Origin of the sequence: Mesorhizobium sp. M8A.F.Ca.ET.208.01.1.1 (assembly GCF_004791315.1) — a bacterium.
Classification (GTDB): Bacteria; Pseudomonadota; Alphaproteobacteria; order Rhizobiales; family Rhizobiaceae; genus Mesorhizobium.
This window is the reverse complement of the sequence record NZ_SRUT01000001.1, coordinates 819,824-831,604: the sequence shown is the minus strand read 5'-3', so window position 1 is coordinate 831,604 and position 11,781 is coordinate 819,824. Positions and strand designations below refer to the sequence as shown.

Annotated in this window: 10 protein-coding genes; 3 read left to right on the top strand and 7 right to left on the bottom strand. The window is 62.5% G+C overall.

The genetic code is table 11. The annotated features are described in order from the left end of the window. Window positions 1–9: 9 nt before the first annotated feature. Window positions 10–1,686 carry an NAD+ synthase gene (locus EN851_RS04085; RefSeq protein ID WP_127278682.1) on the bottom strand — a complete coding sequence of 559 codons (1,677 nt, stop codon included), beginning with the start codon at window positions 1,684–1,686 and terminating at the stop codon, window positions 10–12. 64 nt (window positions 1,687–1,750) lie between these two features. Continuing rightward, window positions 1,751–2,467, bottom strand: a complete 717-nt coding sequence (locus EN851_RS04080) for a DNA-3-methyladenine glycosylase I (RefSeq protein ID WP_135928636.1) — start codon at window positions 2,465–2,467, stop codon at window positions 1,751–1,753. 88 nt (window positions 2,468–2,555) lie between these two features. Here EN851_RS04080 and EN851_RS04075 point away from each other — a divergent pair, with 88 nt between their 5' ends. Together EN851_RS04075 and EN851_RS04070 are read left to right on the top strand one after the other, a co-directional pair. Continuing rightward, entirely contained in the window at window positions 2,556–3,116 is a 561-nt protein-coding gene (locus tag EN851_RS04075) for a DUF1003 domain-containing protein (RefSeq protein WP_127872581.1), read from the top strand. After that, entirely contained in the window at window positions 3,113–3,700 is a 588-nt protein-coding gene (locus tag EN851_RS04070) for a DedA family protein (protein ID WP_127278685.1), read from the top strand. The genes EN851_RS04075 and EN851_RS04070 overlap by 4 nt, the downstream gene beginning before the upstream one ends. A 4-nt stretch (window positions 3,701–3,704) precedes the next feature. On the opposite strand, the gene EN851_RS04065 is transcribed toward EN851_RS04070, so the two are convergent. From EN851_RS04065 to EN851_RS04055, 3 genes are all read right to left on the bottom strand, one after another. After that, window positions 3,705–4,127 (bottom strand): hemerythrin domain-containing protein, encoded by a 423-nt coding sequence (locus tag EN851_RS04065; protein WP_348630710.1) that lies wholly within the window; start codon window positions 4,125–4,127, stop codon window positions 3,705–3,707. A 110-nt stretch (window positions 4,128–4,237) separates the two neighbouring features. Continuing rightward, window positions 4,238–4,597: a diacylglycerol kinase gene (locus EN851_RS04060; protein ID WP_127278686.1), complete on the bottom strand. Its 360-nt coding sequence runs from the start codon at window positions 4,595–4,597 to the stop codon at window positions 4,238–4,240. Between the two features lie 78 nt (window positions 4,598–4,675). Then, on the bottom strand, window positions 4,676–5,092 hold the full coding sequence (locus EN851_RS04055; RefSeq protein WP_135928635.1) for a GFA family protein: 417 nt from the start codon (window positions 5,090–5,092) through the stop codon (window positions 4,676–4,678). A gap of 414 nt (window positions 5,093–5,506) precedes the next feature. Here EN851_RS04055 and EN851_RS04050 point away from each other — a divergent pair, with 414 nt between their 5' ends. After that, window positions 5,507–6,577, top strand: a complete 1,071-nt coding sequence (locus EN851_RS04050) for a diguanylate cyclase (protein WP_135928634.1) — start codon at window positions 5,507–5,509, stop codon at window positions 6,575–6,577. Between the two features lie 118 nt (window positions 6,578–6,695). On the opposite strand, the gene EN851_RS04045 is transcribed toward EN851_RS04050, so the two are convergent. Both EN851_RS04045 and mfd read right to left on the bottom strand, forming a co-directional pair. Next, window positions 6,696–8,069, bottom strand: a complete 1,374-nt coding sequence (locus EN851_RS04045) for a 3-deoxy-7-phosphoheptulonate synthase class II (RefSeq protein WP_127872585.1) — start codon at window positions 8,067–8,069, stop codon at window positions 6,696–6,698. 159 nt (window positions 8,070–8,228) lie between these two features. Next, window positions 8,229–11,726: a transcription-repair coupling factor gene (gene mfd, locus EN851_RS04040; RefSeq protein WP_135928633.1), complete on the bottom strand. Its 3,498-nt coding sequence runs from the start codon at window positions 11,724–11,726 to the stop codon at window positions 8,229–8,231. Window positions 11,727–11,781: the final 55 nt, after the last annotated feature.

Here is an 11,781-nt window from a genome sequence, read left to right as displayed (position 1 = left end):
AAAGGACGCCTATCCACGATCCCTGAAACGGTTGGTGATGGGATAGCGGCGGTCGCGGCCAAAATTCTTCCTGGTGATTTTTACACCCGGCGCCGCCTGCCGGCGCTTGTATTCGGCGATGTAGAGCAGATGTTCGATGCGTGTCACCGTCGCCCGGTCATGGCCGCGCGCGACGATGTCGTCGACGCCCATCTCGTTCTCGACCAGGCATTCCAGAATATCGTCCAGCACCGGATAGGGCGGCAGCGAATCCTGGTCGGTCTGGTTCTCACGCAATTCGGCCGACGGCGCCTTGTCGATGATGTTCTTCGGGATCACCTCGCCCGAAGGCCCGAGCGCGCCCGGCGGCACATGGCTGTTGCGCCAGCGCGACAGCGCATAGACCTGCATCTTGTAGAGGTCCTTGATCGGATTGAAGCCACCGTTCATGTCGCCATAGAGCGTGGCGTAGCCGACCGACATCTCACTCTTGTTGCCTGTGGTGACGACCATCGAGCCGAACTTGTTGGAGATCGCCATCAGGATGGTGCCGCGCGCGCGGCTCTGCAAATTCTCCTCGGTGATGCCTTCCTTGGTGCCTTCGAACAACTGCGTCAGCGTGTGCAAAAATCCTTCGACCGGCTCGAAGATCGGCACGATGTCATACCGGCAGCCAAGTGCGCGGGCGCAGTCCTCGGCATCCTTGAGCGAGTCCTTCGAGGTGTAGCGGTAAGGCATCATGACGGCGCGCAGCCGCTCCTCGCCGAGCGCGTCGACCGCAAGGGCCGCACAGATCGCCGAATCGATGCCGCCGGACAGGCCGAGCACCACATTCTTGAAGCCGTTCTTGTTGACGTAGTCGCGCAAGCCAAGCATGCAGGCGCGGTAGTCGGCCTCCTCCTTGTCCGGGATTTTCGACATCGGTCCTTCCGAGCAGACCCAGCCATTGTCCGCACGTTTCCAGGTGGTGACGTCGACCGCGTCCTCGAACTGGCTCATCTGGAAGGCGAGCGTCTTGTCCGCGCCGATGGCGAAGGAGGCGCCGTCGAAGATCAGCTCGTCCTGGCCGCCGAGCTGGTTGGCATAGATCATCGGCAAGCCGCATTCGATGACTTGCTTGATGACGACCTGGTGGCGAACGTCGATCTTGGCGCGATAATAGGGCGAGCCGTTCGGCACCAGCAGGATTTCCGCGCCGCTTTCGGCCAGCGTCTCGCAGATGCCGACCTCGCCCCAGATGTCTTCGCAGATCGGGACACCGATGCGCACGCCACGGAAGTTGACCGGCCCCTGGATCTCGGGCCCGGCCTGGAAAACGCGCTTCTCGTCGAACTCGCCGTAATTGGGCAGGTCGAGCTTGTAGCGTTCGGCGATGATCTTGCCGCCATCGGCGAAGACGATGGAATTATGCGTGCCGCTCTTGCGCTTCAGCGGCGTGCCGATGATGACGCCCGGACCACCGTCGGCGGTATCGGCGGCAAAATCCTGTGCCGCCCGCTCGCATGCCCTGAGGAAGGCCGGCTTCAGCACCAGGTCCTCCGGCGGATAGCCGGCGAGGAAAAGCTCGGTGTAGAGCACGAGATCGGCGCCCTGGCGGGCAGCATCCGCCCTCGCCTCTCGCGCCTTGGCAAGATTGCCAGCGACATCGCCGACCGTCGGGTTGAGCTGGGCAATGGCGATACGCAGTATGTCGAGTTTTTTGGTCATGCCTGCTGACTTAGCGCGGCGGAATTCGCCCCGCAATGGCGTTCGCTTGGACCAATTCAGACCGTCAATCGTCGCCCATATACTCGCGCAGCGATTGCGGCGAATGGTTCTCTCCGATCGACATCGCCAGGATGCGCGAAATGTGCCGGCGCGGCAGGCCCGTCTCCTTCACCCATCGATTGATCTGGGCCTGGATCTTGTCGAGATCCTTCTTCGATGTCGGGTTCTCGGCGATGTCGAGGCCCGCGTCGCGAAGGGCGGCGGCCATATCGGCCGAAATGACGAAAGCGTCCCAGCCCAGCCAGCGCAGGAAATACTGGCCGGTGTTGCCGCCGAGCCGGCTGCCATGCTTGCCGAGATAGGCCATCAGCCCGACCTGGTCGTCGGCGGGCCAGTCGGCGAGGAACCGGCCGAAACCGCGATGCTCCCTGGACACGCGCTCGACGAAGGCGGCGTTGTCGCGAACGGATTTGATCTTCTGCGGATTGCGCACGATGCGTTGATCCGAAGCCAGGTCGTGCCAGAAATCGTCAGGCTGGAACAGCAACCGCTTGGGTTCGAAGCGCAGGAACGCCTCTTCGAATCCAGGCCATTTCTGCTCGATGACCCGCCAGACGAAACCGGCTGCGAAGACGCGCTCGGCCATCGTCGAGAGGATGCGGTCATCGGTGATGTCGGCCACCGCCGCATTGTCGGGCATCGGCCCCAACAGGGAGGTCAGTTCCGCCTCGCCGCCCTTGCGATTTGCCGCGCGAGCGCGAATTTTCTTGAAGTCGGCCATCGGTCCCTCTCGGTTCGCCTCAATCTAGCACTTCCCGCCTGGGCCGGCAGCCTCTACCTCTAGCGCAGCAAAGCGCTTGGAGACAGCCATGAACAAGACGATCGACGATCTGGCGAACCGCTGGCTGAAGCGTAAGCCGGATGGACTGAGCCAGCTGGAAAGCCGGGTGCTGCAAAGCACCATCGAGCGTACCACCATCACCAGGGACACCAACAAGGCCGTCGCCTTCCATCAGACCTTTGGCGACCGCCTTGCCGATACGATTGCCCGCATCGGCGGCTCCTGGTCCTTCATCCTGACCTTCATCGCCTTCCTGGTCGTCTGGACATCAGGCAATGTCTGGCTGTTGTCACGCGATGCGTTCGACCCCTACCCCTTCATCTTCCTCAACCTCGTGCTGTCGATGATCGCCGCCCTGCAGGCGCCGGTGATCATGATGGCGCAGAACCGCCAGACCGAACGCGACCGCATCGATGCCGCCCACGACTACGAGGTCAATCTGAAGGCCGAGATCGAGATCATGGCGCTGCATGAGAAACTGGACGAATTGCGCCACAGCCAGATCATCGGCATGCGCGACGAGATCGTGCGGCTGGCGGAAGTGGTCAAGCGGATCGATGAAAGACTGTCACAGCAGTCGGCGTCATGACCGAGGCGATCCACCATTTCATCGAACAATACGGGTTGCTGGCGGTTTTTCTCGGCTGCGTGGCCGAAGGCGAAAGTGCCGCGATCCTGGGTGGCTTCTTCGCACACCAACATGTTTTCGTGCTGTGGCATGCCTTTGCCGCGGCAGCGCTGGGCGCCTTCGCCGGCGATACCTTCTTCTTCATCCTCGGCAGGAGTTTCGCCGATAATCGCCATGTCGTCAGGCTGCGTCGGCGGCCCGGCTTTCGCCGCGCCTACCGTCTGCTCAACACCCATCCCAACATATTCGTGCTGTCGAACCGCTACATTTACGGCATGCGCCTGGTCGGCGGCGTCGCGGCCGGCCTTTCGACCATAGCGGCGCCCCGCTTCGTCATCCTCAACGCTATCTCATCGGTGATCTGGGCAGTGCTGTTCAGCACGATCGGCTATGTCTTCGGATTGGGAGCCGAACAGTTGATCGGCCAGGCGCTGATGCGCCACGAGCGGCTGTTCGTCGGGCTTGGCATCGGCCTTGCCGTGGCCGTGCTTGCCTGGCTTGCCGCCCGCCACATCGCCAAGCGGGAGCGCGCCAAGGAGGTTTGACCGGTTAGTCGATGCCGAGCGCCCGATCACCCCGATCGAGAATGAGCGGGATGATCAGGTCCTCCTCATCGGCGAGATGCCGGGTCAGCATCGCGATCAGCCGGCTGTTTTCGTCGGCGTAGGCATCGGCGGCGAAGCGCTGCTTGTCCTCACTCTCCTGAAGTGTGCGGATGAAGGCATTCGCCGCCTCGGCGTTGCGCTCCAGTCCTTCGTGGATCGTGTGGTGATCGGCATCGAGAATGTCGAAGCCGCGTTTCAGACGGGGCTCCGCCTTGGCGAAGGCCGGGAAATACTGGTAGTCCTCGACATTGTGGTGGCCATCGAGATCCCGAGAAAATGGTTGAGGCGCGGTGCGAACCAGCGCGCGAAATCGGGAGCAGCCAGTCTGCCTTCGCGATAGTTGCCAATGCCGTGGCTGCAGCGGCACGACATGTTCCGCGAACTCGGCGGCATGCTCACCGGCGTTCGAGAAGCGAGGAATTCGTGACCTCTGCCATGACGGTCTCCTTTGGTGACTGTCATATAGGGATCAAAGTCTCAGATCGGCACCCCGGTAATGCGTTCGATCAGGGCAATGCCCCAGACGCCGCCAGCGATCACGACCGAAATCAGCACCGCCAGCGAGCCACAATCCTTGGCCAGCTGGATGTCGACATTGAACTCGCGGCTGAACGCGTCGCATGCCGCCTCGATGCCGGTGTTCAGAACCTCGACCATGATCAGCAGCAGCACCGCGCCGATCAGCAAGGCATAACCACGCCAGGAGACCGAAATGAACCATCCGGCCGGCAAGGCGAGCGCCAGCAGCATCAGCTCCTGCTGGAATGCCTTCTCATGAGCGGCCAGCTTGCGAAACGCCCGCACCGAATTGATAAAAGCATCGATCAGCCGTTGCATGCCAAGGCCCCTCTCGGAATCACCGGCCCGGGATAAAGCAATGCTCCGATCAATGGAATAAGGCGGATCGTCCAAATTTCATTCGGCGACCGGTATGGATGGCGTCGACTTTTCAAACTGCGGCAGCCCGTCGTCTATCGAATAATAGTCGCCCTTGTCGCCGACGAAGATATGACATTCGCCCTTGAGCGCGGTCGGCTTGTCGAACGATCCCGCCATGACCGAAATATAGTCCTGATCCATTGCCTTCCAGAACAGCACCGATCCGCATGCCTTGCAGAAGCCGCGCCTGGCAAAGGCGGATGCTTCATACCAGGTGATGCTTTCCGCCCCTTCGATCGCGATGTCGGCATCGGCGACATTGGTCGCGGCATAGAAATGCCCACTCTGTTTGCGACATTGCGAACAATGGCAGTAGACAACGCCACGCAGCGCCCCGCTTGTCCGGAAGCGGACCGCTCCGCACAGGCATGATCCCTGGTGGTTGTTGCTCATTTCGGCACTCCTCGAAGAAACCTCGTCTCCAGCATCCTTGTCAGGATTCCAGCTTCGCGGTGGTTACGCGCAAGCAAATACGACATCGATTGGCGCGCCGAATTCGAAATTCAGTTTCATTTGCGGCGACACACCGCGGAATTCCGAATTCAAGACCACCAAACAGGGGCGTCGTCCCGGGATGGCGGTGCAAAAATTCATGCGTTTACAGCCACAGGTAGAGGAAACCTGTGGAAGTCGGGCGGATTAAGGAAACTTTAGCGCCGACGCAAGTATGATCTTCACAAGCGAAGGGCGCAGGTGGGGACGCGCCTCTTCGCAAGATGTTCTGGCGCACCGGGTAGCGCTCCCCAGGTCGGCGATCAATGGACCCGCGAATTCTGGCCGGGATCCGAGGGGAAGAGTGAATCAGACATGCAGCCGGCAGCAGCCTCGACCGAACGAAACACCGATATCGCAACCACCGTTGTCGCCACCATGCGCCAGCTTGGCATCCTCGGCCTGCCACGCAACTATGAGATTTTCTATGAGGCCTTGAGCGGCACCAACCGCGAACTCAGCCTCGCCGTCGTATCGCTGAGCAACCGGCCGACGCAGGACGAGCTGGATCAGATCGGACGCACCTTCTTCGCCCATAACCATGGCCCCGGCATCGTCGAGCATGCCAGGGACGTCATCGCCCGCGAGCTCGAAGAGGTCGCGTCGCTCCTGCGCAGCGAACGCAGCCACATCGAAAAATACGGCAGAATCCTCGATGAGACATCGAGCGGCCTGACCAACCGCAGCCTGCTCTCCCAGGATCTTCTGCAAAAAATCGCCAATGCAATGACCATCGCGACCAATTCGACGATCGATCACGGCCGGCAGATCGCCTCGACGCTGAGCGACAAGACGGCCGAACTCGAGAGCGTCAAGTCGAAGCTCGAGGAATACAAGCGGCTGGCCGACACGGATCCGTTGACCCAGATCTGGAATCGCCGCGCCTTCGACAAGGAAATCACCAGGATCTACAACAGCAACAAGGGTATCCTGTTCAATGCCCTGGTGCTTGTCGACATCGATCGGTTCAAGGACATCAATGACCGCTACGGCCATCCCGTCGGCGACAAGATCATCCAGATCATCGCCGAGATTTTCCGGACCAGCATTCGCGGCGACATGTTCGTCGCCCGCACCGGCGGCGAGGAGTTCGCGCTGATCATCGAGGGCGCCAGCGAGGACGCGACCTACGAGATCGCGGAACGCATCCGCACGCTGATCGAGCAGACCCCCTTCACCAGCAGCCAGACCGGCATGAATTACGGCACCGTGACGGTATCGATGGGTATCTGCATGGCATCCGAGGCCGAAGGCCCCGAAGACCTCTACACCAAGGCGGATCGGGCGCTCTATCGCTCGAAAGTCAGTGGCCGCAACCGCGTCACCAGGCATTCGGCCATGGCCGGCCGCGCCGGCAAGAGCTGGCTGCTCTACAAGCAAGACTGAAGCCTGCGCTTTTCGCCGGCCGCGCCAGCACGGTCGGAGGCACAAACAAAAAAGCCGAAAATGGAAAAGGCGCCGGGTTTCCCAGGCGCCTTTTGCTTCATCGGTCCAATTGCCAGGCTCAGCCGTTCGCGACTTGCTTGTGCTGCACCGGATGGCTCTTCTTCAACAGATCCGAGACCAGGAAGGCCAGTTCGATCGCCTGGTCGGCATTGAGGCGCGGATCGCAATGGGTGTGGTAGCGGTCCTGCAACTCCTCGGCCGTGATGGCGCGCGCGCCACCGGTGCATTCGGTGACGTTCTTGCCGGTCATCTCGACATGGATGCCGCCCGGATGGGTACCTTCGGCGCGGTGCACCTCGAAGAAGGTCTGCACCTCCTTCAGGATGCGATCGAAGGGCCGCGTCTTGTAGCCGGCGGCTTCGATGGTGTTGCCGTGCATCGGATCCGACGACCAGACCACGCTGCGGCCTTCCTTCTGCACCGCGCGCACCAGCTTCGGCAGATGGTCGGCAACCTTGTCGGAACCGAAGCGGGCGATCAGCGTCAGCCGCCCCGGCTCGTTCTCGGGGTTCAGCAGGTCGATCAGTTCCAGCAGGCCGTCCGGCGTCAGCGACGGACCGCATTTCAGCCCGAGCGGATTCTTGATGCCGCGGCAATATTCGACATGCGCATGGTCGGGCTGGCGCGTGCGGTCGCCGATCCAGATCATGTGGCCCGACGTGGCGTACCAGTCGCCGGAGGTCGAATCGACACGGGTCAGCGCTTCCTCGTAGCCGAGCAGCAGCGCCTCGTGGCTGGTGTAGAAGTCGGTTTCGCGCAGCGCGAAATTGGTTTCGGACGTAATGCCGACCGCGCGCATGAAATCCATCGTCTCGGTGATGCGGTTGGCAAGCGACTCGTATTTCTCGCCTTGCGGGCTGTCGGAGACGAAGCCGAGCATCCAGCGATGCACGTTCTCCAGGCTGGCATAGCCTCCCTGCGCGAACGCACGCAGAAGATTAAGGGTCGCCGCCGACTGGCGGTACGCCATTTCCTGGCGGGCAGGATCAGGGATGCGGGACTTGGCGTCGAATTCGATGCCGTTGATGATGTCGCCGCGATAGCTCGGCAGCGTCACCTCGCCCTTGGTCTCGTTGTCGGACGAGCGCGGCTTGGCGAACTGGCCGGCGACGCGGCCGACCTTCACCACCGGCTGCGCGCCGGCGAAGGTCAGCACGACCGACATTTGCAGGAAGACGCGGAAGAAGTCGCGGATGTTGTCCGCGCCATGTTCGGCAAAACTCTCGGCGCAGTCGCCGCCCTGGAGCAGGAAGGCCTCACCGGCGGCGACGGTAGCCAATTGCTTCTTCAGCTTGCGCGCCTCGCCGGCAAAGACCAGCGGCGGAAAGGTGGCGAGTTGGGCTTCCGTGTTCTTCAGCGCTGCAAGGTCCGGATAGGCGGGAACCTGCTTGATCGGCTTTGCTCTCCACGAATTCGGCGACCATTTCGTCATCGCTGCACCCAACGCTCTTTCCGGCGAACACCCTTGCCCGCCATTTCCAGCCCCTAAATGGGGTGGCGGCTCCATACACGAAGCCGATTTCCTATTCTAGACCGGAATTTCGGTGCTGGCGAATGGCTTGACGCCCCCAGGACGGGCCGGAAGGCGAGATCAGGCCGCCTTCTCCGCCAACTTCGCCAATTGCGTCATGACCACAGCCGAGCCCGCCAGGCGCTTTTCGGCATTTGGCCAATCGCGCGCGAAGACCACGCTATGGTCCGGCCTGATCTTGGCCAGCGAACCCTGCTCGCCAATATACTTGACCAGTCCGACGGGATTGGGGAATTCGCGCTTGCGGAAATGGATGACGACACCTTTCGGCCCGGCGTCGAGCTTCTCGACATTGGCCTTGCGGCAGAGCGCCTTGATGAAGACGATCTTCAAGAGATGCTTCACCTCGTCCGGCAGCGGGCCGAAACGGTCGATCAACTCGGCGCCGAAGGCGTCGATTTCCTCGGTGGTTTCGAGATCGCCGAGACGACGATAAAGCGCCAGCCTGAGCTGCAGGTCCGGCACGTAGCCTTCCGGGATCATCACCGCCGTACCGACGGCGATCTGCGGCGACCAGCCGCCGTCCTGGACCTCGCCGGAATCCTTCACCTCGGCGACCGCCTCCTCCAGCATCTGCTGGTAGAGCTCGAAGCCGACCTCCTTGATGTGCCCGGACTGTTCTTCGCCCAGAAGATTGCCAGCGCCCCTGATGTCGAGATCATGGCTGGCGAGTTGGAAACCGGCGCCCAGCGTGTCGAGCGATTGCAGCACCTTCAGTCGGCGCTCGGCCGTGTCGGTCAGCTTGCGGTTGGCCGGCAGGGTGAACAGCGCATAGGCGCGCACCTTCGAGCGCCCGACGCGGCCGCGCAACTGGTAGAGCTGCGACAGGCCGAACATGTCGGCGCGATGGATGATCAGCGTGTTGGCGGTCGGGATGTCTAGGCCCGATTCGACGATGGTGGTCGACAGAAGCACGTCGTACTGCCCGTCATAGAAGGCGTTCATGATGTCATCGAGTTCGCCAGGCGGCATCTGCCCATGGGCCACCGCCACCTTCAGCTCGGAAACGGATTCCTTAAGGAAATCATGGGTTTCAGCGAGATCGCTGATCCGCGGAACCACATAGAAGGAATGGCCACCGCGGTAGCGCTCGCGCAGCAGCGTCTCGCGGATGACCAGCGGATCGAAGGGCGAGATGAAGGTGCGCACCGCCATGCGGTCGACCGGCGGCGTGGCGATCAGCGACAGTTCCCGTACGCCGGTCAGGGCCAGTTGCAGAGTGCGCGGAATCGGCGTCGCCGACAGCGTCAGGACGTGCACGTCGCTCTTCAGATCCTTCAGCCGTTCCTTGTGCTTGACGCCAAAATGCTGCTCCTCGTCGATGATCAGCAGGCCGAGATTCTTGAACGAGATCGACGACCCGAGCAGCGCATGGGTGCCGACGACGATGTCGACCTGCCCCTCGGCCAGGGCCTTCTTCGTTTCGGCGAGTTCCTTGGCGCCGACCAGCCGCGAGGCCTGGGCGACGCGGATAGGGAGCCCCGAGAAACGCTGCGAGAATGTCTTGAAATGCTGGCGCGACAACAGAGTTGTCGGCACCACCACCGCGACCTGAAACCCTTCCATCGCCGCGATGAAGGCGGCGCGCAGCGCCACCTCGGTCTTGCCGAAGCCGACGTCACCGCAGATCAGCCGGTCCATCGGCTTGCCCGCGCCAAGGTCGTCGCGCACCGAATCGATCGCGGTCTGCTGGTCGTCGGTTTCCTCGTAGGGGAAACGAGCGGCAAACTCGTCATAGAGGCCTTCGGCCGGCACCAGCGCCGGCGCGGCGCGCATCTGCCGTTCGGCGGCGATGCGGATCAGCTGCCCGGCCATATCGAGCAGCCGCCGCTTCAGCTTGGCCTTGCGCGACTGCCAGGCGCCGCCGCCGAGCTTGTCCAGTGTTGCCTCGGCTGTGTCGGAGCCGTAGCGCGACAAAAGCTCGATGTTTTCCACCGGCAGGAAAAGCCGGTCGTCGCCGGCATAGTGGATTTCCAGGCAGTCATGCGGCGCGCCGACCGCTTCGATCGTGCGCAGGCCGATGAAGCGGCCAATGCCGTGGTCGGCATGGACGACAATGTCGCCGGCCGACAGGGCCGAGGCCTCGGCAATGAAGTCGGACGCGCGCTTCTTGCGCTTCGAACGCCGGATCAGCCGATCACCCAGAATGTCCTGTTCGGCGACAACGACCAGCTTGTCGGTCTCAAAGCCGGATTCCAGCGGCAACACGGCCAATGCAGCCTGTCCCGGCTCGAGCTGTTCGGCCTCGGCCAGCGTCTCGACCTGTTTGAGATTGCCGAGATGGTGCTCGGCCAGGATCTGGCCAAGCCGGTCGAGCGAGCCTTCGGTCCAGCCGGCGATGACGACCCGGCGGCGCGCCGCGCGCTCGTCGGCTATGTGCCGGACGACGACATCAAAGACATTGACGTTCGGATCGGCTCGCTCCTCGACGAAGCTGCGGCCATGCCGCGAACCGGCGTGGAAGACTTTCTTACCCCCTACGTCGGGCGCATCGAACACGGTAAAGTCGATGTCCTCGCGCTCGCCAAGCGAAGCCTTGAGATTCTCCGGCGAGAGGTAGAGCAGGTCCGGCGCAACCGGCTTGTAGGGCACCGCGTCCTTGAGCGCCCCGTCAGCCTGCTTTTTGCGCGCCTCGTAGTGGTCGAGGATCAGCGTATGACGTTCGGCAAGCGCCTCATGCGCCAGATGGTCGAAAACCACGGGTGCGTCGGGCAGGTAATCGAACACCGTCTCCAGCCGTTCGTAGAAGAACGGCAGCCAATGCTCCATGCCCGCGAAGCGCCGCCCCTCGCTGACCGCGGCGTAGAGCCCGTCGTCACGCGATGGCGCGCCGAAGGCCTCGATATAGGCGCGGCGGAAGCGGCTGATGGTTTCGGGCGTCAGCGCCACTTCGCTCATCGCCTGCAGCGCCATCGATTTGCGCTGGCCAGTGGTGCGCTGCGTGGCGGCGTCGAAGACGCGGATCGATTCCAGCGTGTCGCCGAAGAAATCAAGTCGCAGCGCCTCGGTCCAGCCGGGCGCGAAGAGGTCGAGAATGCCGCCGCGCACCGCGAATTCGCCAATGCCTCGCACGGTCGGCACGCGTTCGAATCCCGACGTCTCCAGCCGCGCGATCAGCGCATTCATGTCGATCTGGTTGCCGGGTCTGGCGTGGAAGGTCTGCGCCTCGACAAGCTCCGCGGGCGGGATACGCTGCAGCAACGCATTGGCGGTGGTGAGAATGACGGCACGATGCGGTTTCTTCGCCAGCGCGATCATGGCGGTCAGCGCATCGAGGCGCTTGGCGGCGGCATCGGAACCCGGCGACACACGGTCGTATGGCAGGCAGTCCCAGGCAGGCAGCTCCAGCACGGGCAGGCCGGGTGCGACGAAGGACAGCGCCTCGATGATGGAAGGCAGGCGCTGGCCGTCGCGGGCCACGAACAGCACCGGCTTGTCGGGTGCGATCTCGAGCGCCGTCTGGACCAGCGCGAAGGCCTCGTAGCCATCGGCGACACCGTCGACGATGAACTGGCCGGTGCGGCCCTTCGGCAAGCCAATGGTAGGAATGAGAGCCATCAAATCACGGTCTTGGTTGTCGCAATTCCCATGGGAAAACCGCTTCACTTTTCCT